The 25,835-nt window shown below is 68.8% G+C and carries 26 protein-coding genes; 17 read left to right on the forward strand and 9 right to left on the reverse strand.

Going from position 1 to position 25,835, the window contains the following annotated elements:
- Window positions 1-25: 25 nt before the first annotated feature.
- On the reverse strand, window positions 26-682 hold the full coding sequence (locus tag BLV57_RS35615; RefSeq protein ID WP_091297112.1) for an O-methyltransferase: 657 nt from the start codon (window positions 680-682) through the stop codon (window positions 26-28).
- The gene (locus tag BLV57_RS35620; RefSeq protein WP_218134947.1) at window positions 679-1,776 is read right to left on the reverse strand and encodes a CdaR family transcriptional regulator; all 1,098 of its coding nucleotides are present in this window, start codon (window positions 1,774-1,776) and stop codon (window positions 679-681) included. Before BLV57_RS35620 ends, BLV57_RS35615 begins: the two co-directional genes overlap by 4 nt.
- 92 nt (window positions 1,777-1,868) lie before the next feature.
- Here BLV57_RS35620 and BLV57_RS35625 point away from each other — a divergent pair, with 92 nt between their 5' ends.
- Complete coding sequence (locus BLV57_RS35625; RefSeq protein WP_091297116.1) at window positions 1,869-3,200, forward strand: MFS transporter; 1,332 nt, start codon at window positions 1,869-1,871, stop codon at window positions 3,198-3,200.
- Entirely contained in the window at window positions 3,197-4,423 is a 1,227-nt protein-coding gene (locus BLV57_RS35630; RefSeq protein ID WP_091297119.1) for an NAD(P)/FAD-dependent oxidoreductase, read from the forward strand. The genes BLV57_RS35625 and BLV57_RS35630 overlap by 4 nt, the downstream gene beginning before the upstream one ends.
- Before the next feature lies 1 nt (window position 4,424).
- Here BLV57_RS35630 and BLV57_RS35635 read toward each other — a convergent pair whose 3' ends face one another.
- Complete coding sequence (locus tag BLV57_RS35635) at window positions 4,425-5,228, reverse strand: ABC transporter ATP-binding protein (RefSeq protein WP_091297122.1); 804 nt, start codon at window positions 5,226-5,228, stop codon at window positions 4,425-4,427.
- Window positions 5,229-5,306: 78 nt separating this feature from the next.
- Here BLV57_RS35635 and BLV57_RS35640 point away from each other — a divergent pair, with 78 nt between their 5' ends.
- The 5 genes from BLV57_RS35640 to BLV57_RS35660 are packed head-to-tail and all read left to right on the forward strand — an operon-like array spanning window position 5,307 to window position 9,837.
- The gene (locus BLV57_RS35640) at window positions 5,307-6,500 is read left to right on the forward strand and encodes a lipid-transfer protein (protein WP_091297125.1); all 1,194 of its coding nucleotides are present in this window, start codon (window positions 5,307-5,309) and stop codon (window positions 6,498-6,500) included.
- 9 nt (window positions 6,501-6,509) lie between these two features.
- Complete coding sequence (locus BLV57_RS35645; protein ID WP_091297126.1) at window positions 6,510-6,941, forward strand: type II toxin-antitoxin system Rv0910 family toxin; 432 nt, start codon at window positions 6,510-6,512, stop codon at window positions 6,939-6,941.
- Window positions 6,938-7,780, forward strand: a complete 843-nt coding sequence (locus BLV57_RS35650; RefSeq protein ID WP_091297129.1) for a MaoC/PaaZ C-terminal domain-containing protein — start codon at window positions 6,938-6,940, stop codon at window positions 7,778-7,780. The genes BLV57_RS35645 and BLV57_RS35650 overlap by 4 nt, the downstream gene beginning before the upstream one ends.
- The gene (locus BLV57_RS35655) at window positions 7,781-8,659 is read left to right on the forward strand and encodes an SDR family oxidoreductase (protein WP_091297131.1); all 879 of its coding nucleotides are present in this window, start codon (window positions 7,781-7,783) and stop codon (window positions 8,657-8,659) included. It abuts the gene before it with no gap.
- Window positions 8,656-9,837 carry an acyl-CoA dehydrogenase family protein gene (locus BLV57_RS35660; RefSeq protein ID WP_091297133.1) on the forward strand — a complete coding sequence of 394 codons (1,182 nt, stop codon included), beginning with the start codon at window positions 8,656-8,658 and terminating at the stop codon, window positions 9,835-9,837. Before BLV57_RS35655 ends, BLV57_RS35660 begins: the two co-directional genes overlap by 4 nt.
- 67 nt (window positions 9,838-9,904) lie before the next feature.
- On the opposite strand, the gene BLV57_RS35665 is transcribed toward BLV57_RS35660, so the two are convergent.
- Window positions 9,905-11,863 carry an SDR family oxidoreductase gene (locus tag BLV57_RS35665; protein WP_091297135.1) on the reverse strand — a complete coding sequence of 653 codons (1,959 nt, stop codon included), beginning with the start codon at window positions 11,861-11,863 and terminating at the stop codon, window positions 9,905-9,907.
- Window positions 11,864-11,900: 37 nt separating this feature from the next.
- Window positions 11,901-12,104 (reverse strand): hypothetical protein, encoded by a 204-nt coding sequence (locus BLV57_RS35670; RefSeq protein ID WP_091297137.1) that lies wholly within the window; start codon window positions 12,102-12,104, stop codon window positions 11,901-11,903.
- A 181-nt stretch (window positions 12,105-12,285) separates the two neighbouring features.
- Between BLV57_RS35670 and BLV57_RS35675 the strand changes: the two genes are divergently transcribed.
- Window positions 12,286-13,509 (forward strand): NAD(P)/FAD-dependent oxidoreductase, encoded by a 1,224-nt coding sequence (locus BLV57_RS35675; RefSeq protein WP_091297140.1) that lies wholly within the window; start codon window positions 12,286-12,288, stop codon window positions 13,507-13,509.
- 72 nt (window positions 13,510-13,581) lie between these two features.
- Here the strand turns inward: BLV57_RS35675 and BLV57_RS35680 are convergent, their stop codons facing one another.
- Entirely contained in the window at window positions 13,582-14,826 is a 1,245-nt protein-coding gene (locus tag BLV57_RS35680; RefSeq protein ID WP_091297142.1) for a Bcr/CflA family multidrug efflux MFS transporter, read from the reverse strand.
- Window positions 14,827-15,036: 210 nt separating this feature from the next.
- Here BLV57_RS35680 and BLV57_RS35685 point away from each other — a divergent pair, with 210 nt between their 5' ends.
- Genes BLV57_RS35685 through BLV57_RS35710 form a run of 6 tightly spaced genes read left to right on the forward strand, consistent with a single transcriptional unit; the run spans window position 15,037 to window position 21,552 of the window.
- Window positions 15,037-15,894 (forward strand): fumarylacetoacetate hydrolase family protein, encoded by an 858-nt coding sequence (locus BLV57_RS35685; protein WP_091297555.1) that lies wholly within the window; start codon window positions 15,037-15,039, stop codon window positions 15,892-15,894.
- 1 nt (window position 15,895) lies between these two features.
- Entirely contained in the window at window positions 15,896-17,191 is a 1,296-nt protein-coding gene (locus tag BLV57_RS35690) for an enolase C-terminal domain-like protein (RefSeq protein WP_091297143.1), read from the forward strand.
- Window positions 17,192-17,197: 6 nt separating this feature from the next.
- A complete protein-coding gene (locus BLV57_RS35695) occupies window positions 17,198-17,950 on the forward strand; it encodes an SDR family NAD(P)-dependent oxidoreductase (RefSeq protein ID WP_091297146.1) in 753 nt (250 codons plus the stop codon).
- 44 nt (window positions 17,951-17,994) lie between these two features.
- Window positions 17,995-19,023: a sugar ABC transporter substrate-binding protein gene (locus BLV57_RS35700; RefSeq protein WP_091297557.1), complete on the forward strand. Its 1,029-nt coding sequence runs from the start codon at window positions 17,995-17,997 to the stop codon at window positions 19,021-19,023.
- On the forward strand, window positions 19,020-20,546 hold the full coding sequence (locus BLV57_RS35705) for a sugar ABC transporter ATP-binding protein (RefSeq protein WP_091297149.1): 1,527 nt from the start codon (window positions 19,020-19,022) through the stop codon (window positions 20,544-20,546). The genes BLV57_RS35700 and BLV57_RS35705 overlap by 4 nt, the downstream gene beginning before the upstream one ends.
- Before the next feature lie 52 nt (window positions 20,547-20,598).
- Entirely contained in the window at window positions 20,599-21,552 is a 954-nt protein-coding gene (locus tag BLV57_RS35710; protein ID WP_425426070.1) for an ABC transporter permease, read from the forward strand.
- An 18-nt stretch (window positions 21,553-21,570) separates the two neighbouring features.
- Here the strand turns inward: BLV57_RS35710 and BLV57_RS35715 are convergent, their stop codons facing one another.
- Entirely contained in the window at window positions 21,571-22,269 is a 699-nt protein-coding gene (locus BLV57_RS35715; protein ID WP_091297154.1) for a FadR/GntR family transcriptional regulator, read from the reverse strand.
- 81 nt (window positions 22,270-22,350) lie between these two features.
- Here BLV57_RS35715 and BLV57_RS35720 point away from each other — a divergent pair, with 81 nt between their 5' ends.
- The 3 genes from BLV57_RS35720 to BLV57_RS35730 are packed head-to-tail and all read left to right on the forward strand — an operon-like array spanning window position 22,351 to window position 24,469.
- A complete protein-coding gene (locus BLV57_RS35720; RefSeq protein ID WP_091297156.1) occupies window positions 22,351-22,665 on the forward strand; it encodes an L-rhamnose mutarotase in 315 nt (104 codons plus the stop codon).
- Between the two features lie 8 nt (window positions 22,666-22,673).
- Window positions 22,674-23,639 carry an aldo/keto reductase gene (locus BLV57_RS35725; protein WP_245757660.1) on the forward strand — a complete coding sequence of 322 codons (966 nt, stop codon included), beginning with the start codon at window positions 22,674-22,676 and terminating at the stop codon, window positions 23,637-23,639.
- Window positions 23,636-24,469, forward strand: a complete 834-nt coding sequence (locus BLV57_RS35730) for an amidohydrolase family protein (protein ID WP_091297159.1) — start codon at window positions 23,636-23,638, stop codon at window positions 24,467-24,469. The genes BLV57_RS35725 and BLV57_RS35730 overlap by 4 nt, the downstream gene beginning before the upstream one ends.
- On the opposite strand, the gene BLV57_RS35735 is transcribed toward BLV57_RS35730, so the two are convergent.
- Together BLV57_RS35735 and shbA are read right to left on the reverse strand one after the other, a co-directional pair.
- On the reverse strand, window positions 24,451-24,930 hold the full coding sequence (locus tag BLV57_RS35735) for an ANTAR domain-containing protein (protein ID WP_091297160.1): 480 nt from the start codon (window positions 24,928-24,930) through the stop codon (window positions 24,451-24,453). The genes BLV57_RS35730 and BLV57_RS35735 overlap by 19 nt on opposite strands.
- A 182-nt stretch (window positions 24,931-25,112) precedes the next feature.
- On the reverse strand, window positions 25,113-25,781 hold the full coding sequence (shbA, locus tag BLV57_RS35740) for an RNA polymerase sigma factor ShbA (protein WP_091297163.1): 669 nt from the start codon (window positions 25,779-25,781) through the stop codon (window positions 25,113-25,115).
- Window positions 25,782-25,835 lie beyond the last annotated feature (54 nt).

Consider the following 25,835-nt stretch of genomic DNA (forward strand, 5'->3'; position numbering starts at 1 on the left):
ATCGAACAGACTTATGAAACACGCCCTAAGCGACCACCAAAGCGATGGTCAGGCCGTCGTACCCCTTCCCGCCGACCGTCTGCAACGACGTCGCGTCCACCCGGGGCTCGGCCGCGATGAGCTCGTTCATCCGGCGGATGCCGAGTATCGACGGGTCGGTGCTCGCCGCGTCCGCGACCGCGCCGCCGCGCACCACGTTGTCGACCACGATCACGCTGCCCGGCTTCGTGAGCCGCAGCGCCTCGGTGAAGTAGGTCGGGTTGTTCACCTTGTCCGCGTCGATGAACACGAACTCGAACGTCCCGTCCAGCGCCGGGAGCGTGTCGGCCGCCGCGCCCAGCCGGATGTCGACGCGGTCGCCGACACCGGCCGCCGCGAGGTTCTCGCGCGCGACCTCGGCGTGCTTCGGGTCGAACTCCAGCGTGATCAGCTCGCCGCCCGCGGGCAGCGCGCGGGCCAGCCAGATCGTGCTGTAGCCGCCGAGCGTGCCGACCTCGAGGATCCGGCGCGCACCCGCGAGCTTGGCCAGCAGATGCAGCAGCTTGCCCTGGTTCGGCGCGACCGCGATCGGCGGGAGCCCGGCGTCGTCGGAGCGGCGCCTGGCCGCTTCGAGCGCGGGGTCGTCGGGGGACAGCGTCGTGGTCAGGTAATCGTCTACTGTGGACCAAAGTTCCTGTGTCATGAGACCTCCCCTGCCAACTTACTCGTCACGCACGCGAGGTAGAGCGCGATTCCCTCGGCCGGGGTCCGCACCGGCCGCCCGGTCAGCTTCGAGATCTTGTCGAGCCGGTTCAGCAGGGTGTTCCGGTGGATGTGCAGCGCGCCCGCGGCGCGCACCAGGTTGAACCCGCTCTCGCACCACGCCACCACGGTCGCGCGCAACGCCGGATCCGAGCGCAGCGCGCCCAGGACCGTGGCCGTGAACCGCTGCCGCGCGAGCTGTGGGGCCGCCGCCAGCAGCTGCTCGACCCGCAGGTCCGCGATGGCCGAAACTCGCCCGGTCCGGCCTAGCCGGACGGCGGCGACCGCGTCCAGGTACGACTCGTGCAGCCCGGCGACGGTCGTCGCGGGCAACCCGAAACCGGCGCGCGCTCGCAGTCCGTTGCGCTCGGCGAGCAGCTCGACGGCCCGTGCGCACGGGGTCTCCGCCGAGCCGCGGTGCAGCACGGCGAACCGGCTCGCGGTCATCTCGGCGACCGCGTCCTGAGGGTCGCCGAAGACCTCGCGGACCGTCCGGATCGGCGAGGTCTCCGGGGTGCCGCTGATCTCGATGACCACGGCGGTCCTCGGCAGCCGGATGTCCAGCCCCAGTTCGACCGCGCGTCCCGCGATGGCGGCTGGTTCGACGATGGCCGCGTCGAAGAAAGCTATGTCCCGCAACAGATCTTCGAGCGCGCGTTCGCGCAGCAGCCGCGAGCGGACCAGCACCGACTCGCGCAGCAGTATCTCGGTCTGCCGCCGCACGACCTGGCCGAACCGCTCCACGCGGCGCGGTGTCCCGGTCAGGCCGACCGTGCCGACGGCGGTGCCGTCGAGGACGATCGGCAGGGTGATGCCGGGTTTCACACCGCGCAGCAGCCGCGCCTGGTCGGCCGTGTGCGTGGCCGGTTCGAGTGTCTCCAGCACACGCACCGAGGCCTCGTGGACGCTGCCGACCCGCGAGAGATCGCCACTGCCGATGACCACGGCCTCGCGATCGGTGATGAGCACGTTGAGCCCGATGATCGAAGTCGTGTCGCTGGCGATCTCCTGGGCGAGCTCCGGCGTCAGCTGCATGGATGAATCGTACATTTCAGCTGGTCACAATGCCGCGATTGATGGATGCTTCGTACGATGACGTCCCGGAATCGTGTGTCTAGCGTCACCTCATGACCCAGCGAACCCTCGAGAACAGCAAACCGTCGAAGACGCACTGGCTCATCACGATGTACGCCGGTGGCGGCGAGTTCTGCGACGGCTACATCCTGAGCATCATCGGTGTCGCGCTGCCGTTGATCACCGGCGCTTTCCAGCTGAGCGGGGCGATGGCGGGCGTCATCGGCTCGGCCTCGCTCGTCGGCATGTTCTTCGGCGGCCTCGTGTTCGGCTATGTGACCGACCGGATCGGCAGGCAGAAGGTGTACCTGGCGGACATCGCCGCCTTCATCATCCTGTCGCTGCTGCAGTTCTTCGCGACCGATCCGTGGCAGCTGACCGTGCTGCGTTTCCTGATGGGTATCGCGATCGGCGCCGACTTCGCGATCGCCGCGACCATCGCGTCCGAGTTCGCGCCGCAGCGGTCGAGGGGCCCGCTGCTGGTCGTGCTCGTGACCATGTGGTCGGTCGGCGCGGCGACGGCGTACGTCGCGGGCTGGGCGATGCTCTCGCTCGGTGACGACGCCTGGAAGTGGATGCTGGCCAGCAGCGCGATCCCGGCGGCCCTGATCCTGATGCTGCGGATCGGCACGCCGGAGTCGCCGCGCTGGCTGCTGAGCAAGGGACGCACCGAAGAGGCCCGCGAGGTACTGACGAAGATGCTCGGGCCGGGCGCCGACTTCTCCGATCTGGAGGCCGACACCGATTCGCGCACCCGCTACGGCGACATTTTCCGGGGCAGGTACCGGAAACGGACGCTGTTCGTCTGCGTGTTCTGGGCGTGCCAGCTGCTGCCGATCTACGCGATCACGACGTATCAGCCGACGATCCTGCACTCGCTCGGGCTCGCCGAGGGCAACGCGTCCTATCTCGGCGCGGTGATCATCCAGATCTTCTTCGTGCTCGGTTCGCTGTCGGGCGCGCTGGTGGTGAACAAGGGCAGGCGGAAGCTGCTGCTGTGGAGTTTCGCGATCGCGGCGGTGCCGTTGTTCCTGCTCGCGGCGCTGGTCAGCCCGTCGGCGTGGCTGGTGATCCTGCTGTTCGCGGTGTTCGGTGTCGCGTCGTTCTCGAGCCAGTGCCTGCAGGCGATCTATCCGTCCGAGCTGTTCCCGACCGGGGTGCGCGCCACCGCCAACGGGTTCGCGACCGGGGTGAGCCGGGTCGGCGCGGCCATCGGCACGTACGGCGCGCCGCTGCTGCTCGCGCAGAGCACGCGGCTGGCGATGCTGGTCGGTGGGCTCATCGCGGTCGCCGGGCTGGTCACGTCGTATTTCCTGGCGCCGGAGACGAACGGGATGACGCTGGCCGAATCCAGCTCGGCCGAGGACCTGGCGGCGATTCGATGAGCGTCACGGTCGTCGGTGGCGGGGTGATCGGGCTGTGCGCGGCGTACTACCTGCGGCAGGCGGGCGCGCGGGTGACCGTGCTCGAACGCGGGCGCGTCGGCGGCGGGGCGTCGCGGGGCAACGCGGGGGAGATCTGCCCCGACCTCGTCGCGCCACTGCCCGCGCCGGGGGTGATCGGCCCCGCCCTGCGAGGCCTGCCGCGCTCGGACAGCGCGCTGTACGTGCGGCCGCGGCCCGACGTCGCGCTGGCGCGATTCTTGGTGCGGTTCGGTCTCAACACCACGAAACACAAGTACGACAACGGGGTTCACGCGCTGGCCGGGCTCGCACGCGGCTCGTTCGGCCTGTTCCGCGAGCTGGAATCGTCCGGTGTGGACGGTGACGCGATCAAGGACGGGTTCCTGTTCGCGTTCAACTCACCCGAGTCGGCACGGCGGTCGTGGCTGGCGCAGCGGGAGATCGGCGCGCCACTGGCCGGTCAGGTGCTGGGCGGTGGCGAGCTGCACGACCTGGAGCCGGCGCTCGGGCAGGCCGCGCGGGCGGGGTATCTGGTGAAGGACCAATGGTCGGTGGATCCGTCGCTCTTCGTCGACCGGCTCGCGGCCGTGCTCCGCGCCGACGGCGTAGAAATCGTCGAAGGAGCCCGGGCCACCGCGATCCAGGGCGCGCGAGTCAAGACCTCGGCCGGTGACTTCGACGCGGAGCACGTCGTGATCGCGGCGGGGATCTGGTCGCGCGAGCTGTGCCGGTCGCTGGGTATTGCCGTGGATTTGTTCCCCGGCAAGGGATACAGCTTCTCGGTCGACGCGGATCCGCTGCCGAGGCGGGTCGTGCATCTCGGTGACGCGCGGGTGGTGCTGACGCCGATGGGCAAGCGACTGCGGGTGGCGGGGACCATGGAGTTCGACAGCGATGTGGACGCTTTCCATCCCCGGCGGGTCGCCGCGATCGTCGCGGCGGCCGGTGGCTACCTGCGGTCCGCGGAGTGGACGGCCCGGCGCGACGAGTGGGTCGGCGCGCGGGTGATGACGCCGGACGGGCTGCCCGCGATCGGCCCGCTGCCGGGAAATCCGCGGGTGCTGCTGGCGTCCGGGCACAACATGCTCGGCCTGATGCTCGGCCCCGCGACCGGCAGGCTGGTCAACGCCTTCGTGCACGGCACACCGGATCCGGCGCTGATTCAAGCGCTCGACCCGGCACGGCTTTCCCGCCGCGCGCGATAGTTCACGGGGTGCGGCGGCCTGCCTTGGGGATGACGAGGGGGGTGCCGGTCTCGGGGCAGGGCATCACGCGGCAGGGGAGTTCGAAGATCTTCTCGACGTTGGTCTCGGTGACCACGTCCTCGGGCGTGCCGGTGGCGATGATCTGGCCGCCGCGCATGGCGATCATGTGGGTGGCGTAGCGGGCCGCGTGGTTGAGGTCGTGCAGCACCGCGACCAGGGTCCGGCCCTGCTGGGCGTGCAGGTCCGCGCACAGGTCGAGGATGTCGATCTGGTGCGCGATGTCCAGATAGGTCGTCGGCTCGTCGAGCAGCAGCAGGTCCGTTTCCTGCGCGAGCGCCATCGCCATCCAGACGCGCTGGCGCTGGCCGCCGGACAGCTCGTCGACCAGGCGATCGGCCAGGTCGTCGACGCCGGTCGCGGCCATCGAGCGGGCGACGACCGCGCCGTCCTCGGCCGACGCCTGCCGCAGCAGCTTCTGGTGCGGGTAGCGGCCCCGGGAGACCAGGTCGGACACGGTGATGCCGTCCGGCGCGATCGAACTCTGCGGCAGCAGGCCGAGGCGGCGCGCGACCTCCTTGGCCGGGTAGGCCGTGATGACCTGGCCGTCCAGGAACACCGAACCCTTGCGGGGCTTCAGCATCCGGGCGAGCGCGCGCAGCAGCGTGGTCTTGCCGCAGGCGTTCGGCCCGACGATCACGGTGAACGAGCGGTCCGGGATGGACACCGCGAGCTCCTCGGCGACCGTGCGCCCGTCGTAAGCGAGCGTCAGCGCGTCCCCGTGCAGGCGGGTTTCAGTAGCGACCACGTAGGCAAGGCTAACCTACTCCGCCCGCGAGCTTCGTAACCATTGATAAACATACAGTCTTGTTGGTATGTTCACGCCATGGCGAACAGGACTTATGTGGTCGGCGTCGGGATGACCAAGTTCGAGAAGCCCGGCCGTCGCGAGAACTGGGACTACCCGGACATGGCGCGCGAAGCGGGCACCAAGGCGCTCGAAGACGCCGGGATCGCGTACGAACAGGTTCAGCAGGCGTACGTCGGGTACGTCTACGGCGAGTCGACGGCAGGCCAGCGCGCCGTCTACGAGCTCGGCATCACCGGCATCCCGATCGTCAACGTCAACAACAACTGCTCGACCGGGTCCACCGCGCTTTTCCTTGCCGCGCAAGCGGTTCGCAGCGGCACGGTCGACTGCGCGCTCGCGCTCGGCTTCGAGAAGATGAAGCCGGGCTCGCTCGGGTCGACCTACGACGACCGCGTCCAGCCGATGCTCAACCACATGCTCGCGCTCGGTGAGCTGTACGAGTTCGCGATGCCGCCCGCGCCCTGGATGTTCGGCGCCGCGGGGCGTGAGCACATGGAGAAGTACGGCACCACGGCCGAGCAGTTCGCCAAGATCGGCGAGAAGAACCACCGCCACTCGGTCAACAACCCGTATGCCCAGTTCCAGGACGAGTACTCGCTGCAGGACATCCTGGACTCCCGCATGGTTTACGAACCGCTCACCAAGCTCCAGTGTTCGCCCACTTCGGACGGTTCGGGTGCGGCGATTATCGCCAGTGAGTCCTTTGTGGACAAACACGGCCTCGCGGACCAGGCCGTCGAGATCGTCGGCCAGGCCATGACCACCGACTTCCGCAGCACCTTCGACTCGAAGTCGGCCGCCGCGCTCGTCGGCGCCGACATGAGCAAGCAAGCGGCGCTCAAGGTCTACGACCAGTCCGGGCTCGGCCCCGAAGACGTTCAGGTCATCGAGCTGCACGATTGCTTCTCCGCCAACGAACTGCTCACCTACGAGGCGCTCGGCCTGTGTGCCGAAGGTGAGGGCGGCAAGCTCGTCGACGCCAATGACACCACCTACGGCGGCCGCTGGGTGGTCAACCCCTCCGGCGGGCTCATCTCCAAGGGGCATCCGCTCGGCGCCACCGGGCTCGCGCAGTGCGCCGAACTCACCTGGCAGCTGCGCGGCACCGCAGGCAAACGCCAGGTCGAGGGCGTCACCGCCGCCTTGCAGCACAACATCGGGCTCGGCGGCGCCGCCGTCGTCACCGCCTACCAGCACGCGAACCGCTAAAGGAGAACCATGGGCCAGATCAGTGCTTCCGTCGACCTCCCGGCCGCTCCCGACAAGGTGTGGGCCGAGTTCTCGAACCCGAACAACTTCGAGAAATGGCTGACCATCCACACCAAGTGGAAGGGTGACGTGCCGACGGAGTTCGCCAAGGGCGCCAAGGTGTCCGAAGTGGTCACCATGCTCGGCATGCCGAACACCATCGAATGGACGGTCGACGAGTTCGAGGCGCCGAACAAGCTCTCGATCTCCGGCACCGGCATGGCGGGCGTCAAGGTCAAGTTCGATCTGTCCGTTGTGGACGCTCCTGGCGGCTCGAAAGCCAGTATCGACGCCGAGTTCACCGGACAGATGATCGTCGGCGCGCTCGGCAAGGCCGTCGAGAAGGACGGCAAGAAGAACTTGGACGCCTCGCTGGCCAAGTTCGCCGAGCTGGTCGGATGAACTTCGACCCCGAAGGCCTTGACCGGTGGACCGACGAGAACCGGTTCGAGGTCACCCGCGAGCGGATCATCGCCTACGCCGAGGCCACCAACGACCCGATCGAGGAACACCGCGCCGGTGACATCGCGCCGCCGGTGTTCGCGATCGTGCCCGTCTTCGACTCGCTGCTCGAACCGGCCGTCGAGGTCATGCCGGTCGAGCTGATCCCGCGCGTCGTGCACGGCGAGCAGGACTTCGTGTTCCACCGCCCGATCCGGCCAGGCGACAAGCTCGTGTCGCGCGCCAAGATGATCGGCTGGGAGGGCCTCGAGAACGGCACCCGCTCGGCCACCTACATCGAGTGCCGCACCGAGGGCGGCGACCTGGTCAACGAGCAGTACGTGACCACCTTCGTCCGCAAGTTCAACGCGGGCGAGACGCGCGGAACCCTTGCGCCGGGCCATAAATTCGACGAGGCGCTGCGTGGTGACGCGCCGGTCGCCAAGGTCGTCCAGCACGTCGACGAGGACCAAACGTTCCGGTATTCACCCGCGTCCGGCGACCCGATGCCGATCCACCTCGACGAAGAGATCGCGAAGATGGCCGGCCTGCCGGGGATCATCGCGCACGGCCTGTGCACGCTGGCGTTCACGTCGTGGGCGGTGCTCACCGAGGTCGCCGACTCGCGCACCGAACGCCTCAAACGGCTCGCCGTGCGGTTTTCGAAGCCGGTACTGCCAGGGCAGGACATTTCCACGCAGATCTGGCGAGCCGGGCCGGAAACCTATGCGTACGAAACCAAAGTCGGCGACGACGTCGTGGTGAAGGACGGCCTCGCCGTCATCGCGGAGGAGCGGTAAATGGGAGTATTGGACGGACGCGTCGCCATCATCACCGGCGCCGGGCGCGGCATCGGCCGCGAGCACGCGCTGCTCTTCGCGCGTGAAGGCGCGAGCGTGGTCGTCAACGACCTCGGCGGCGGCAACGACGGCAGCGGCTCCGACGCCGGTCCCGCCCAGCAGGTCGCGGACGAAATCGTGGCAGCGGGCGGCAAAGCGGTCGCCAACACCGACAACGTGGCCGACTGGAAGGGCGCCGCGGCGCTCGTCGATCAGGCGGTCGACGCGTTCGGCGGGCTCGACCTGCTGATCAACAACGCCGGCATCCTGCGTGACGGCTTCATCGCGAACCTGGACGAGTCCCAATGGGACGATGTGATCGCCGTGCACCTCAAGGGACACATGGCGACCATGCGCCACGCGGCCGCGTACTGGAAGGACCAGGCCAAGTCGGGCAAGACGGTCACCGCGGCGATCGTGAACACCGCCTCGGCCTCGGGCACGTTCATGCCGAACGCGGGACAGGTCAACTACGGCGCCGCCAAGGCGGGCATCGCCGCGATGACACTGGTCGCCGCGCAGGAACTCGAACGCTACGGCGTGCGCGCCAACGCGATCGCGCCGATCGCCCGCACCCGGCTCACCCTCGCGACACCCGGCATGGGCGCGATCTTCGCCCAGGAGGTCGAGGAAGGCGAGTTCGACGCGTTCAGCCCGGCCAATATCTCGCCGCTGGTCGCGTACCTGTCGACCGAGAAATGCCCGCACACCGGCAAGTTGTTCGCCGTGCAGGGTGGCGCGATCTCGTTGCTGGAAGGCTGGCACGCGGTCAAGACGACCGAGACCGACGGCCCGTGGACCATCGGCGACGTGGGCGACCGGCTGGGTGCTTGGGCATGATCGAATGGTCAGAGACCGACCTGATGATCAGGGACGCGTTGCGGGAGTTCATCGCCAAGGAGATCCGCCCGCACACCGACGCGCTCGAAAGCGGTGAACTGCCGCCGTACGACATCATCCGGAAGCTGTTCGCCGCCTTCGGCATCGATGTGATGGCGGCACAGGCCGTGAAGTCCTTGCTAGGTAAGAAATCTTCGGGATCAGGCCAGAAGCTGGGCGGCCAGGAAGGCATGGCGCTCATCGCGGTCAGCGAGCTGGCCGGGGTGAGCCTGGGCATCGTCGCGTCGATGGGCGTCAGCATCGGACTGACCGCGGCGACGATCCTCGCGCGCGGCACGCAGGAGCAGAAGGAACGCTGGCTGCCGGGGCTCGCGACGTTCGAGAAGATCGGCGCGTGGGCGATCACCGAGCCGGACTCCGGCTCCGACGCGTTCGGTGGCATGAAGACCCACGTCCGGCGCGATGGCGACGACTACGTCCTCAATGGACAGAAGACGTTCATCACGAACGGGCCGTACGCGGACACGATCGTCGTCTACGCCAAGCTCGACGACGGGTCGCCCGCACGGGACCGTCAGGTGCTGACTTTCGTGCTGGACAAGGGAATGCCCGGGCTCACGCAGGGCAAGCCGTTCAAGAAGATGGGGATGAACTCGTCGCCGACCGGCGAGCTGTTCTTCGACGACGTCCGGCTCGGGCAGGACCGGCTGCTCGGCTCCGGCGGCGAGGCCAGCGCGCGCGAGAGCTTCTCGTACGAGCGGATGGGCGTCGCGGCGCTGGCGCTCGGAATCATCAACGAATGCCACCGGCTCAGCGTCGAGTACGCGAAGAGCCGGAAGCTGTGGGGTCAGGAGATCGGGCGGTTCCAGCTGGTCCAGTTGAAGCTGGCGAAGATGGAGATCGCCAGGATCAACGTGCGGAACATGGTCTTCCAGACGATCGAGCGCCTGCGCGCGGGCAAGCTGCCGACGCTGGCGGAGGCGTCGGCGATGAAGCTCTACTCGTCCGAGGCGGCGACCGAGGTCGCGATGGAGGCCGTGCAGCTCTTCGGCGGCAACGGCTACATGGCCGAATACCGCGTCGAGCAGCTGGCGCGCGACGCGAAGTCGTTGATGATCTACGCGGGCAGCAACGAAATCCAGGTCACGCACATCGCCAAGGCCCTGCTCAAGGACTAGGCCCGGGATAAAGCGGGCTTTATATCGGGACGCTTTTCCCCGGGATAAAGCCCGCTTTATCCCGTTCTTACCCCCGGCGACGCCAGGCGAGCCTGGTCACCGCGCCCGCCACCGAAGCCAGAGGAGCCTTGCGTGGCAAGTGGCGGGCTTCGGGCGCGGATTCCGGCATCGCCCGGTAGGCCAGGTGCGCGGCGAAGCGCATGAACCTCGGGCCGATCAGCGTCGCGAGTTCGGCGGCGCGGCCCTCCGGCAGGCTGAGCACGACCGGGCGCTCCTCCAAAGCCTTGACCACCAAGGCCGCCGCGCGCTCCGGGCTGCTCGACGGGATGACCCGGTAGGACGCGCCCGTCGGGGTGATCATGTCCGTGCGCACCAACGGCATCCGCACCGACGTGAACGTGATGCCGTCGGACAGCGTCTCGCGTCCGGCGGTCAGCCCGAACTCCTCGAGGGCCGCTTTCGAGGCCAGGTAAGCGGAAAAGCGCGGCGTGTCCGTCTGCAGTCCTTGGGTCGTCACGTTCACGACATGCCCGAAGCGTTGCGCGGCCATCGAAGGCAGCAGGCCGAGCGTGAGCCGCACCGGGCCGAAGTAGTTGACCGCCATGGTGCGCTCGTAGTCGTGGAAACGCTCTGTCGACAAGTGGACAGAACGCCGGATCGAGCGGCCCGCGTTGTTGACCAGCATGTCGACCGGGTGCTCGGTGAGGACGTCCTTGACCAGCGCGTCGATCGCGTCGCCGTCGGTGAGATCGCACGGGTACGCGAACGCCTTGCCGCCCTCGGCGACGATCTCGCGCCGGACCTCCTCCAGCTGGTCGGCGCGGCGCGCGACCAGGAGCACCGTCGCGCCGCGGCGGGCGACGGCGAGCGCGGACGCCCGGCCGATGCCCGACGAAGCGCCGGTGATGAGCACGGTCTTGCCGGTCAGGCCGCGATGGCGCGCGCGATCGGTGTCGAGATGCTCGCGCCAGTAGCGGTAGAGCGGCCCGGCGTACTCCCGCAGTTCCGGCAGTTTCAGGCCGGGCAGCGCCGCGCGGGTCGCGGTGGTGTCGAAGTCGACGGCCATGCTCATGTGCGGCAGGACTTCCAGCGGGATCCCGAGTTCGCTCAGCACGCTCGCGCGGGCCTGCCTGCCGCCGGGGATCTTGTCGACGCCGCGCGCGGCCAGTGACGCGAGGCGCGTGCCCGCCGTGCGCACCCCGGAGGGGAGCGTGCGGACGATGCGCGGGCCGCCCGCCACGCGCGCGAAGGCGTTGTAGACCTCGTGCAGTGACTGCGGGCGCGGGGACGCGAGGTGATACGTGCTGCCGGAAGGCGCGTCGGCGTGCATCAGGCGGTCCATCGCGGCGACCACGTAGTCGACCGGGACCAGGTTGGTGCCGCCCAGATCCGGCCCGGCCAGCGGCAGCCGCTTCGGCAGCGCGGCGAGGCGGGAGATGGCGGGGAGGAAGTAGTACGGCCCGTCGATCTTGTCCATCTCGCCGGTGCGCGAGTCGCCGACGACCGCGGACGGCCGGTAGATCTTGAAGGGCACGGAGTCCTGTGCGCGCACGAGTTTTTCGGCTTCGAACTTCGTCGCGTGATACGGCGAGGAGAACGCTTGGCCCAGGTCGAAGTCGGACTCGGTGAACTTGCCCGCGTGGTCACCCGCGACGGCGATCGACGAAACATGGTGCAGCCATTGGGCTTTCGCGGCCGCGGCGAACGCGAGGACGTTGCGGGTGCCCTCGACGTTCGCGACGCGGTTCGCCTCGTCGGACGCGGTGAGGTCGTAGATCGCGCCCAGGTGCACGACATGGGTGATCCCGGCGAACGGCGCGGGGTCGATGCCGAGCAGGGGCTCGGTCAGATCACCGACCACGGGCACCACTCTGTCGTCGGCCGCCCACGGCAGCGCGGCGAACTTGTTCCGTGACGTCTCACGCACCAAGACGTGCACGGTCTCCGTCGCCTCTCGCGCCAACAACCTGGTGACCAGGCGTTTTCCGAGGAAACCGGTCGCTCCTGTGACAAAGTAGCCCGTCATGGGCCGAGCTTACCTACTCGTCAGTAAGAACGGTAGGTCAGTCGCCGTCCGGGTTGGCCACGGCGACGACCGCGTCGCGCAACGCCGCGCGCAGTCTTCCGACGTCCAGTGGCCCGAGCACGGCGGCTTCGCCGGGCGGAGCCACGAGAACCACCTTGTCGCTGCTGACGAAAACGGTGACGTCGCGGCGCCTGCCGGCCAGATCCCGGCAGTTGATCGACCATTCGTCTCGCGGTACCACGGCTGCTGCCCTCCGATTTGAACTGGCGAATCTTTGGTGCGTGCCCTCCTGGGACGACCGGGTGTGACGCACGTGACGCGGGAATCCGGAAAAATCTACCGACGAGTTTCGCGGGCATGCCGAAAACGGATAACAGCGGTAGCGTGCGACTGATACTCGCGCCGTCTCGGGAGGAAAACCCATGTCGGAGCCCAAACGCATCGTCATCGTCGGAGCCGGGCTGGCGGGTGCGTCCGCCGCGGCCGGTCTGCGAGAGCGCGGCTATTCGGGTGAAGTTCTCGTTCTCGGCGAAGAGAAACATCGCCCGTACGAGTTACCGCCGCTGTCGAAGGGCGTGCTGCTCGGCGACAAGGACGAGCCGGACTGGGTGCGCGACGAGAACTTCTATACCGAGCACGACATCGACCTCCGCAGCGGTGTCGCGGCGACCCGCATTGAACTCGGCGCCCGTCTCGTGCTCGACAGCCACGGGGGAGAGCACCGTTTCGACCGGCTGCTGCTCGCGACCGGCTCGCGCCCGCGTTCGCTGCCGGTGCCCGGCGCGGACTTGCCTGGCTTGCGGACGCTGCGCACGCTCGACGACTCGCTGGGCTTGCGTGAGGATCTCGCCAAGGCCGAGCGGGTGATCATCGTCGGCGCGGGCTGGATCGGCACGGAGGTCGCGGCGGCCGCACGTAAGCACGACTGCGAAGTGACGGTGGTCGACATGGTGTCCGGCCCGCTGGAGCCGGTGCTCGGGTCCGAGATCTCCGCGGTCTTCCGCGACCTGCACAGCGCGCATGGGGTGACCTGGCGGCTCGGCGCGGGTGTCGCGGAGTTCACCGGCGACGCCGGCGGGGTGCGCGGCGTCCGGCTGAGCGACGGCTCCGAGCTGGCCGCCGATCTGGTGCTGGTGGCCGTCGGCGTCGCACCGCGCGTCGAACTCGCACACGCGGCCGGGCTCGAGATCTCCGACGACGGCGGCGTCTGCGCCGACGCGGGCCTGCGCACGGCGGCCCCCGACGTCTACGCCGCAGGTGACATCGCGGCCCACTTCCACCCGCGCTACGGCAAACGCGTCCGCGTCGAGCACTGGGCGAACGCGAAGAACCAGGGCACGCACGTGGCGGGCAACCTCATCGGCGAGAACGAGCCGTACCTGAACTCGCCGTACTTCTTCACCGACCAATACGACCTGGGCTGCGAATATCGCGGTCTCGCCGACATCGACACGGACGAGCTGGTCGTGCGCGGCGACCTGGCCGCCCGCGAGTTCACCGCGTTCTGGCTCAACCAAGGCCGGGTCACGGCCGCGATGAACGTGAACATGTGGGACGACGGCGCCGCCCTCAATTCCCTTGTGGACGGTCGCACCACGGTCACCCCCGACCAGCTCCGCACCGCCGACCTGGCCTCCCTCGCCTAACCCCCGGGACCAGGAAAAAAATCCCAATGTGGCATTGGTCAGATTTCGGGCCGCCAATGTGGCTTTCGTCAGCTAAGAACTGACGAAAGCCACATTGGGATTTTTTTCCCTGGTCAGGGTGAGGTAGGCCAGCAGGGCCAGGGCGGTGAAGGCCGCGATCACGATGACCATGGGGAGCGCGGTGCCAGAGCCGCCCAGGCCGACCAGGGGGGTGGCCAGGCCGCCGACCAGGAACTGGAGCACGCCCATCAGCGCCGAGGCCGCGCCCGCGTTGCCCGCCTGCTCGGCCAGGCCGAGTGAGCTGGCGTTCGGGGCGACCATGCCGATGCTCGACACGACCACGAACAGCCCGGCCAGCAGGCCGATCAGGCCCCAGTGCAGTACCACGGCCAGCAGCACGAGCAGGCCGCCGACGACCGAGGAGAACAGGCCGAAGCGCAGCAGCACGCGCTCGGGGAAGCGGCCGACGATGGCGCCGTTCAGCTGGCCGACCGCCACGATGCCGATGCCGTTGATGCCGAACGCGAGCGCGTAGGCCTGCGGGCTCAGGCCGTAGACGTCCTGGAGCACGAACGACGAGCCGGAGATGTAGGCGAAGAGACCGGCGAACATCAGGCCGGACGCGAGCGTGTAGCCCATGAACGTCCGGTCGCGCAGCAGCCGGAAGTACGTGCGCAGGATCGCGCGCGGCCGCGCGGGGACACGGCGGTCCTCGGGCAGTGGCTCCGGCAGCGCGAGCGCGACCACGGTCAGCAGCAGCGCGCCGAACACGACCAGCACGACGAAGACGCCGCGCCACGAGGTCACCCGGAGCACCTGGCCGCCGATGATCGGCGCCAGGATCGGGGCGAGCCCGTTCACCAGCATCAGCATCGAGAAGAACTTGGTCATCGCGATGCCGGAGAAGAGGTCGCGCACGGTCGCCCGCGCGATCACGATGCCAGCGGCCGCGCCGATCGCCTGCACCACGCGCGCCGCGATGAGCAGTTCGGCCGTAGGGGCGAACGCGCAGAGTGCGGAACCGATCACGTAGAGCGCCAGCCCGGCGAGCAGCGGCCTGCGACGGCCGAGCGCGTCGGACAGCGGTCCGATGACCACCTGGCCGAGTGCGAGGCCGATGATGAACGCCGAGAGGGTGAGCTGCAGCGTCGACGGCGTGCTGCGGAAGTCCGCGGTCATCGACGGGAACGCGGGCAGATACATGTCGATCGACAGCGGCCCGAACGCCGACAGGCCGCCCAGTACCAGCGCGTATCGCAGCCTGCTGTGCGTCCTGACCTGCACGGACGCGGTCGGCTCCGCCAAGGTTGTGCTCATCTGACTCCCACCCAGTAGTTCTCCCGAAGTGCGAAACTTGCTTAGCGTGGGTAAATATTCCCATACGCCTGGAAGCTTTCCAGTGGGCGGACAGTGGGCGGCGACTGATCCGATCAATTTTCGGCATTAATCCGTTCGAACCCTAGATCCGACCCCGGAGGATGCGATATACATCGGATGTCTGGGTAGTCGATGCGGAAGGGAACGTCCGTGCAGCTGTTGCGTCTCGGTGAACCGGGAAGTGAGCGCCCCTTCGTGCGTGCCGAGGACGGCACGATCCACGACCTGTCCTCGCTGACCGCCGACATAGACGGCGGATTCCTGGCCGCCGACGGGATAGCCCGCGCCGCCGCCGCGCTGGGCCGGGGCGAGCTCCCGGCCGTCGAGAACGCGCAGGACCTGCGGGTGGGCTCGCCGATCGCGCAGCCGGGCAAGGTCGTCTGCATCGGCCTCAACTACCGGCGCCACGCCGAGGAGACCAACGCGGAGATCCCGAAGGAGCCGGTCGTCTTCATGAAGGCGGCCGACGTCGTCGTCGGGCCGAACGACCAGGTGCTCGTCCCGCGCAAGTCCACCAGCACCGACTGGGAGGTGGAGCTCGGCGTCGTCATCGGCAAGACCGCCAGGTACATCGAGAGCGTCGAGGACGCTCTCGACCACGTCGCGGGCTACGTCGTCTCCAACGACGTCTCCGAGCGCGAGTTCCAGCTCTTCCGCGGCGGTCAGTGGGACAAGGGCAAGTCGTGCGAGAACTTCAACCCGCTCGGCCCGTGGCTGACCCCGGCGAGCCAGGTGCCCGACCCGCAGGCGCTCGGCCTGCGGCTGTGGGTCAACGGCCACAAGTGGCAGGACTCGTCCACCAAGGACATGGTGTTCACGGTGGCGGAGATCGTGCACTACCTGAGTCAGTTCATGGTGCTGCGCCCCGGCGACCTGATCAACACGGGCACGCCGGAAGGCGTCGCGCTCGGCCAGCCGGACCCCAAGCCGTACCTGCGTGAAGGGGACGTCATCGAGCTGGAGATCGACGGCCTCGGCCGCCAGAAGCAGTCCGTGGGGCAGGCCTGACATGGCGCACATCATCGGCATGGAGGTCATGGACGTCCGCTTCCCGACTTCGCGGGAGCTGGACGGGTCCGACGCCATGAACCAGGACCCCGACTACTCGGCCGCCTATGTCGTGCTCAAGGCCGACACCGGGCCGGACGGCTACGGGCTCGCGTTCACCATCGGCCGCGGCAACGACGTGCAGGCCGCCGCGATCAGCGCGCTCGAGTCGCATGTGGTCGGCAAGCGGGTGCCCCGCACCGCGGCCGAGCTCGCCAAGCTGTCGTCCGACCTCATCGGCGACTCGCAGTTCCGCTGGCTGGGCCCGGAAAAGGGCGTCGCGCACATGGCGATCGGCGCGGTCGTCAACGCCGCGTGGGACCTCGCCGCACGGCACGCAGACCGTCCACTGTGGAGATTCCTGGCCGAGATGACCCCGGAGGAGATCGCCGGGCTCGTCGACTACCGCTACCTCTCGGACGCGCTGACCGAGCAGGAAGCGATCGACATCCTCAAGGCCGCCCAGCCGGGCCGTGCCGAACGCACGGAACGACTGCTGCGCCACGGATATCGCGCCTACACCACGTCTCCCGGCTGGCTCGGCTACTCGGACTCCAAGCTCGTCCGGCTCTCCGAGCAGGCGGTCGCCGACGGCTTCGAGATGATCAAGCTCAAGGTCGGCGGCGACGTCGAGGACGACGTCCGCCGGATGAAGCTCGCCCGCGAGACCGTCGGCCCGGCCATCCGGATCGCCGTCGACGCCAACCAGCGCTGGGACGTCACCACCGCCATCCAGTGGATGAACCAGCTCGCCCCGTACGACCCGTACTGGATCGAGGAGCCGACCTCGCCGGACGACGTGCTCGGCCACGCGGCGATCGCCAAGGCGCTGCAGCCGATCAAGGTCGCCACCGGCGAGCACGTGCAGAACCGCGTGGTGTTCAAGCAGATGCTGCAGGCGGGCTCGCTCTCGGTGCTGCAGCTCGACGCCGCGCGCGTCGGCGGCGTGAACGAGAACGTCGCGATCCTGTTGCTGGCGGCCAAGTTCGGCGTCCCGGTGTGCCCGCACGCCGGCGGGGTCGGGCTCTGCGAGATGGTGCGTCACCTGTCGATGTTCGACTATGTTTCGGTTTCGGGCAGCGACGTCGACCGCTCCATCGAGTGGGTCGATCACCTGCACGAGCACTTCACCGACCCGGCCATCGTCCGCGACGGCCGGTACGTGGCACCGACCGCGCCGGGGTTCTCCAGCCGTATGCACGACGCGACGCTGCGGCGCTTCCTGTTCCCGGACGGTCCCGAATGGACGGAGAGTTAAGACCTGATGTCTGATTTCGAAGGCCTGGTGGCCGCCGTCACCGGAGGCGCTTCGGGGATCGGCTTGGCGACCGCCGAGCTGCTCGCCGCGCGCGGCGCGACCGTGGCGGTGCTCGACCTGAAGCCCGACGAGGTGCCCGAAGGCCTGACCGGTTTCCGGTGTGACGTCAGCTCCGCCGCTGAGGTCACCTCCGCGATCGACGCGGTCGTGGAGCGCTTCGGACGCCTCGACATCGTCGTCAACAACGCCGGGATCGGCGCGCAGGGCGACGTCACCGCCAACGACGACGACGAGTGGCACCGTGTGCTCGACGTCAACGTCGTCGGCATGGTCAGGGTCGCCCGCGCGGCCTTGCCCCACCTGAAGAAGTCGCCGTCGGCGGCGATCGTCAACACCTGTTCGATCGCCGCTTGGTCCGGCCTGCCCGCACGTGCGCTCTATTCGGCGAGCAAGGGCGCGGTGCACGCGCTCACCCTCGCCATGGCGGCCGACCACGTGCCGGACGGTGTCCGGGTCAACTGCGTCATGCCCGGCACCGCGGACACCCCGTGGGTCGGCAGGCTGCTCGACAAGGCCGACGACCCCGTCGCCGAGCGCGCCGCGCTCGAAGCCCGCCAGCCCATGGGCCGCCTCGTCTCCGCCGGCGAGGTCGCGAACTCGATCGTCTACCTGGCGAGCCCGCTGTCGGCTTCCACGACCGGCACCGCGCTGGCCGTCGACGGTGGCATGTACGGCCTGCGCTTACGGCCGAAAAACTGAGGCTTTACCGACCCGGCATCAAGGAGGATCCGGTGCGCGCATCTCTGCTGAAAGTGGCCGCCGCCACGGCGATAGCCAGTCTCGCACTCACGGCTTGTGGCTCCACGAAGGACAAACCCGCCGGTGACGGCGGCCAGGCGCAGGGCGGCAAGGTCGGCGCGACCGTCCCGCTGCTGACCTCCCCGTTCTGGCAGGCCTACAACAACTACGTGCCGAAGATGGCGCAGGCGTCCGGGATCGACGCGCTGCCGACGGTCAACGCCGACAGCGACTCCGCCAAGCAGATCACCGACATCGGCAACCTGCTCAACCAGGGCGTCAAGGGCCTGGTCGTGACCCCGCTGGACTCCGCGGCCATCGTCGCCGGGCTCAAGCAGGCCGAGAACAAGAGCGTCCCGGTGGTCGCCGTCGACGTCGCGCCCGAGAGCGGCAAGGTCGCCATGGTCGTGCGCGCCGACAACAAGGCGTACGGCGTCAAGGCCTGCGACGCCATCGGCGCCAAGGTCACCTCCGGCAAGGTCGTGCAGATCATGGGCGACCTCTCCTCGGTCAACGGCCGCGAAAGGTCGGAGGCCTTCCGCGAGTGCATGAAGACCAAGTACGCCGGTGTCCAGGTGCTGGAGATCGCGGCCGAGTGGAAGGCCGACAAGGCCGCCTCCGGGCTCGAAGGGCTGCTCACCGCGAACCCCGACATCAAGGCCGTGTACATGCAGGCCGGTGGCGTCTACCTCGCGCCGACGCTGCAGACGTTGAAGCGCAAGAACCTCTTCTTCCCGGTCGGCGACCCCAAGCACATCGTGCTGGTGAGCAACGACGGCATCCCGCAGGAACTCAAGGCGATCCGCGACGGCGAGCTCGACGCCACCGTCTCGCAGCCCGCCGACGACTACGCCAAGTACGGCATGTACTGGATCAAGAAGGCCATGGCAGGCGAGAAGTTCCAGCCAGGCCCGACCGACCACGGCAGCACCATCGTCGAGACCCACCCCGGGATCCTCGAGGACCAGCTGCCCGCGCCGGTCGTCACCAAGGACAACGTCGACGACAAGGCTTTGTGGGGCAACAACTTATGACAGCGCCAGCCACTGCGGGAGCCGCCGCCCCGGTGGTCAGTGCTTTCGGCGTCGGCAAGCGCTACGGCCCGACCGTGGCCTTGGCCGACGTCAGCCTGACAGTCCGGCCCGGCGAGTCGCACGCGCTCGTCGGCCGGAACGGCGCCGGCAAGTCCACGCTGGTCTCGATCCTCACCGGACTGTCCAAATCGGACACCGGCTCGGTCGAGTTCGGCGGCGAACCGGCGCCGCCGCTGGCCGATCGTGACGGCTGGCGGCAGAAAGTCGCGTGCGTCTACCAGCACTCGACTGTCATTCCCCAGCTCACGGTCGCGGAGAACCTGTTCCTCAACAGGCAGTCCGGCAAGAAGTTCATGATCAGCTGGAACCGCCTGCGCCGCCAGGCGCGGGAGCTGCTCGACTCGTGGGGCGTCGACGTCGACGTCGACACCTTGGCGGGCGAACTGTCCGTCGAGGACCGCCAGTTCGTCGAGATCGCGCGCGCTTTGTCTTATGGCGCCAGGTTCATCGTGCTCGACGAGCCGACGGCCCAGCTCGACAGCCAGGCCATCGAGCGGCTCTTCGACCGGATGCGTGAGCTGCAGGCGAGCGGGGTGACGTTCCTGTTCATCTCCCATCACCTGCACGAAGTCTACGAGGTCTGCGAGGCCGTCACGGTCCTGCGCGACGCCAGGCATGTGCTGACCGCGCCGGTCGCCGATCTCGGCCGCGCAGACCTCGTCGCCGCGATGACAGGGGAGCAGGGTGGCCTTTCGGTGCGCGACGCGGCCGAACGCGACCCGCTCGAAGCCGGGGCGCCGGAAGCGCTCACGGTGGACAACCTGTCGGGCGATTCCTTCTCCGGCATCAGTTTCCGCCTGCGCAAGGGCGAGGTGCTCGGACTCGCGGGCAGCAACGCCAGCGGCAAGCACCAGCTCGCCGAGACGCTCTACGGCCTGCGCGAGCCGACCGAAGGCATCATCAAGATCGACGGCGTGCCGCTCAAGCCGGGCAGCGTCCCAGCCGCACTGAAGGCCGGGATCGGCTGTGTGCCAAGGGATCGCCATCATCAGGGCCTGGTGCTCGGCATGTCCATCGCGGACAACGCCACGCTGAGCGTGCTCGACCGGCTCGGCCCGGCGGGCATCGCGTCTCCCAGCGCGCGCGGAGGCAACGCACGCGCCGCTATCGCCGACTACGGCGTGGTGGCCGCGGGCCCCGACCAGCCGGTGTCCGACCTTTCCGGCGGCAACCAGCAGAAGGTGGTGCTCGCGCGCGCACTCGCGAGTGACCCGCGCGTGGTGGTGCTGATCAACCCCACCGCCGGTGTCGATGTGAAGTCCAAGGAGGCGCTGCTCGCGGTCGTCGACCGGGTGCGCGCCGAAGGCAAGGCGGTGCTGATCGTCAGCGACGAGCTCGACGATCTGCGCCTCGGCGACCGGGTGCTCGTGCTGCGCGCGGGCGCCGTGGTCGCCGAACACCGGGCAGGCTGGTCCGACGGTGACCTGGTGGCGGAAATCGAAGGAGTCGAGATCGGTGACTGAAGTACTCGCGAAGAGCCAGGCCGCGGCACCCGCCGCGCCGGCCAAGAAGCGGATCGGGTGGCTGCGCGAACTGGCGCTGCTCCCGGCGCTGGTGGTCGTCGTCATCTTCGGCGCGCTGGTCAACGACAGCTTCCTCGGCGTCGACAACCTGATCAGCATCCTCGGCGCGTCCGCCGCGCTGGCGCTGGTCGTGCTCGGCGAGTCGCTGGTGCTGATCTCCGGGAAGTTCGACCTCTCGCTGGAATCCACGGTCGGCATCGCGCCCGCGCTGGGCGCCATGCTGGTCATCCCCGCGGTGTCCGCCGGGTTCGGCACGGAACTGCCGACCTTCGCGGGCCTTTTGATCGTGCTGCTCATCGGCGCGCTGGTCGGCGCGGTCAACGGGTTCCTGATCGTCAAGCTCCAGCTCAACGCGTTCATCGTGACGCTGGCGATGCTGACCATCCTGCGCGGCCTGCTGATCGGCTCCACCAACGGCAAGACGCTGTTCGACCTGCCCGACGCGTTCACCGACCTGGCCACGACGACCTTCGCCGGGCTGCCGATGTCCGTGTGGCTCGCGGGTGTCGCGTACGCCGTCGCCGGGTTCGTGCTGCGCTACCACCGCGTCGGCCGCGCGCTCTACGCGATCGGTGGCAACCGCGAGGCCGCGCGGGCCGCCGGTATCCGGGTGGACCGCATCTCCTGGCTGGTGTTCGTGGTCGCCGGGGTGCTCGCCGCGCTGGGCGGGCTCGTGCTCACCGGGTACGTCGGCGCGCTCAACGCCAACCAGGGCGACGGCATGATCTTCACCGTCTTCGCCGCCGCGGTCATCGGCGGGATCTCGCTCGACGGCGGCAAGGGCAGCATGTTCGGCGCGCTCACCGGCGTGCTGCTGCTCGGCGTGGTGAACAACCTGCTCAACCTGGCGCAGGTGCCGGTCTTCTGGATCACCGCGATCTACGGTGGCATCATCCTGGTGGCGCTGATCATTTCCCGGTTCGCGGGTGGAAAACCCCAGACGTAAAGGGAGTTACCCGTGTCGTCACGGCTCCACGGGCTCGTCGGCGGAGCCCAGCGCGTTGCGCAGCCACTGCTCGACGCCTGCCACGTGGACGGTCGCCCACGAGCGGGCCAGTTCCGGCTCGCGGGCGGCGATGGCCTCGTAGATCGCCGTGTGCTGCTCGCGGGTCCTGGCGACGGCGCCCTCCTGGGTCAGCCCTCGCCAGATCCGCGCCCGCGCGGTGGGGCCGGACAGGCTGTCCAGCAGCGAGCACAGCACCGGGTTGCCGGAGCCGTCGGCGATCTTGCGGTGGAACTGCAGATCGTTGGCGACCAGCGCCTCCACGGTCGGCGAATCGGCGAGCTCGTTGAGCAGTTCGCCTAGCTCCGCGATGTCCTCTTCGCTCATGTGCAGCGCGGCCATCGCGGTGGCGGCCGGCTCCAGGATCCGGCGCACCGCCAGGAAGTCGAGCACGGTGTCGTCGCGGTGGAAGTCGACGACGAAGGTCATCGCGTCCAGCAACAGGTTCGGTTCGAGGCTGGTGACGTACGTGCCGTCGCCCTGGCGCACGTCGAGCACGCGGATGAGGCACAGCGCCTTGACCGCCTCACGCAAGGAACTGCGGGACAGGCCCAGCCGCTGCGCGAGCTCGGCCTCTTTCGGGAGCCGGTCGCCAGGGGCCAGCTCGCCCGAGATGATCATGTCTTTGATCTTGTCGATCGCGACGTCGGTGACCGGCATGCCGACCCGCCTCCCCAAAAGTCCTCGGATGTTTCAAGGTGTTGCCGTCCAGACTGCCATGTCTTGCCTGAAGGAGGCGCGATGGCCCAGCGTGTCGCATTGCACACCCGGCTGAAACCGGGGAAGGAAGCCGAGTACGAAAGGGTCCACGCGGTCATCCCGCCGGAGCTCGACACGGCGTTACGCGAGGCGGGAGTGCACTCCTGGCGTATTTGGCGTGACGGCCGCGACCTCTTTCACGTGGTGGAGGTGGAGGACTACGGGGCGATGCGTAACGCCTTGCGTGACCACGCGGCGAACATTCCGTGGCAGGCTCGCATGGCCGAGCTGCTGGAGGTCGAAGACGACTACTCCGGCAACGACTCCGGCATCTCGCTGGTTTGGGAGCTACCTTGAATTTTGGTCTGAACGTGACCCGGCTGGGGCTCGGCTGTGCCCAGCTCGGCAACCTGTACCACGCCATCTCCGACGACACGGCCCGCGCGACCGTGGCCACCGCGTGGGACGCGGGCATCCGTTATTTCGACACCGCACCGCATTACGGACTGGGACTTTCCGAGCGGCGGCTCGGCGCCGCGCTGTCGGCGTACCCCCGCGACGAATTCGTGCTGTCGACGAAGGTCGGCCGGGTGCTGGAGCCGGACCCCGACGGCGTTTCCCAGCGTGACACCCAAGGTTTCGACGTGCCCGCGAGCTTCCGGCGGCGCTGGGACTTCAGCCGCGACGGCGTGCTGCGCTCCCTTGAGGACAGTCTCACCCGGATGGGGCTGGATCGCGTCGACATCGCCTACATCCACGATCCGGACGATCATTTCGCCGAGGCCATGGCCGGCGCGGTCCCCGCGCTCGTGGAGCTGCGGGAGCAAGGCGTGGTGCGGGCGATCGGCGTCGGGATGAACCAGGCGGAGATGCTCGCCGAGTTCATCCGCCGTGCCGATCTCGACGCGGTCATGGTCGCGGGCCGGTACTCGCTGCTCAACCAGCCGGCGCTGGACGAGCTGCTGCCGCTGTGCGTGGAGCGCAAGGTGGCGGTGATGGCCGCCGGCGTGTTCAACGGCGGCATCCTCGCGACGCACACGCCGGGCGCGAAGTACGACTACGCCGACGCGCCACCGGAACTCGTGGCCCGCGCGGAACGGATCGCGGCCGTCTGCGAGAAGCACGGCGTCGAACTGCCCGACGCGGCGATCGCCCTGCCGTCGGCGCATCCGGCCGTGGCTTCGGTCGTCGTCGGCGCACATTCGCCCGATCAGGTGACTGTCAACGTTTCGCGTGCACGCAAGCCGGTGCCGGCGGCATTGTGGTCCGAGCTCATCGGGGCGGGTCTGCTGCGCGCGGACACCGTGGTGGAGGCGGGAGTACGGTCGTGATCGACGCACACCACCATCTGTGGGATCCGTCCCGGCGTGACTACCCGTGGATGTCGGCGTCCGCGCTCGACCCGATCCGGCGTCCCTACACAGTGGACGATCTCCGCGCGGTGGCCCGGCGCGCCGGTGTCCGGTCGACCGTGCTGGTGCAGACGGTGTCCTCGGTCGAGGAGACGGTCGAGTTCCTGGAGACCGCGGCGGACGAGCCGATCATCGCCGGCGTGGTCGGCTGGGTCGACCTGACCGCGGACGACATCGACTCGCAGCTGGCCAGGCTCGCGAATTCCGGTCCGCTGGTGGGCATCCGGCATCAGGTCGAGAACGAGGCCGACCCCGGCTGGCTCGCCAGGCCGGACGTGATCCGCGGGCTCGCGGCGATCGGCCGCGCGGGCCTGGCGTACGACCTGCTCGTCCAGACCCCGCAGCTGGCGGCGGCCCGCACGGCCGTGGATGCGTTGCCGGACATGACCTTCGTGCTCGACCACGCGGCGAAGCCGCCGATCGCGAGCGGTGCATGGCAGCCGTGGGCCGACGAGTTCGCGAAGCTCGCCGAGCGGCCGAACGTGTACTGCAAGCTCTCCGGCCTGGTGACCGAAGCCGACTGGAACCAGTGGCGCGTCGGGCATCTGCGCCGTCACGCCGAGCACGTCTTCGAGTCGTTCGGCGCGCAGCGAGTGATGTTCGGCTCCGACTGGCCGGTCTGCGAACTCGCCGCCTCCTACGAGGTCGTGGTGGATGCCGCCCTTTCGCTCACGGGTCCGCTTTCGGACCTCGAGCGCGCCGAGGTCTTCGAGCACACGGCGCGCCGCGCCTACGCGCTGGAGTCGTGATTACCCAACCCGGCCAGCACCTCGTACGGCGGTAGCCACCCGCGATCGACCAGCAGCTCGTACAGCGACGCGAGCGCGGGCACGGACTCCGTTTCGAGCAGCGCGCGGGCCCGGTCGAGCAGGTCGCCGTCCGGGGTCCACAGCGGGTCGCCGTCCTCGATCTGCGGTGAGGACGCGATGGCCTGGCGTAGCAGCGGCTCCAGCTTCTCCGGCGGGACGGTCGAGGCGAGACGGACCAGCATCTGCGCGATCCGGTGCAACTTGATGTTGTGCTGCTGGGACAACCGCACCAGCGTCCGGAACGCCTGGTCCGGACCACAGCGCTGCGCGACGATGAGCACACCCATGGCCTGTTCGATGGTCGCGCGCGTCCGTAGCGCGCGCCGAAGGCCGTCCAGCTCATCGCGCAGCTCTTGGATCCGCTGGTCGACCTCGAAGTCGTCGGACTCCTTTAGCGACACCTTGCTCCCTGGCTCGTCGATCCCGTCATGGGCGCGCGAGCGAGGCAGCGGCGGCCGGGAACCTCAGCTGGCAGCGTCTCGCTTCACGCGAACGCCGGTCCGAAGACCGGCGCGCTGCGGCTGGGTGTTCAACCGCTAGAGGGACAACCTTAAAGATCCGCTGTTAAGGCTTGGAAAGGGGCCTAGAAATCTTCGTCGGCGGCGACCATGGCGCGGAGCCTGGTCAGCGCGCGGTGCTGGGTGACACGGACGTTGCCAGCGGAAATGCCGAGCGCTTCGGCGGTTTCGGTGGCCGAGAGGCCGACCGCGATGCGCAGCGCGAGTATCTCCTGCTGCACGCGGGGCAGGGTGCTGAGCAGCTTGCCCAGGCGCGCGCCGAGGTCGATGTGCAGCGCGTGGTTCTCCGGGCCGTTCTCGATCAGCGGGCGCTCGGGCAGCTCGGGCACGGGGTCGCAGCGGTCGCGGGAGACGGCACGGTAGGCGTCGGCGACCTTGTTGGCCGCGATGGCGTGCACGAGATAGAGGAAGGAGCCGCCGCGGTCCTGGTAGTCCGGCAGCGCCTTGAGCACCGCGAGGCAGACCTCCTGCGCGACGTCGTCGGCCGAGAGGTAGGACAGGTCGCGGCCGCCCAGGCGGGCGCGGCAGTAGCGGACCACGACCGGGCCGATCAGCCGCAGCAGCGACTGGATGGCGGCCGGGTTCCCCTCGCCGGCGTCCTTGACCAAGGGGTCGAGGTCTTCCTTGGTGAGCCTGCCGCCGGGCCTCGGTAGCGTCTCAGGCGTCACATAACCCTGAACAGGCGCGGCCGCGAACGCGGGCGCCTGTTCTGTCGTGCGAAAAGTGGCTCGCATGGTCGTCTCCCCGGCGACCCTGCGACGAGTCGCCGTCGGGGGTCCACGCTTAGT

The organism is Amycolatopsis xylanica (genome assembly GCF_900107045.1).
GTDB classification, from domain to species: Bacteria; Actinomycetota; Actinomycetes; order Mycobacteriales; family Pseudonocardiaceae; genus Amycolatopsis; species Amycolatopsis xylanica.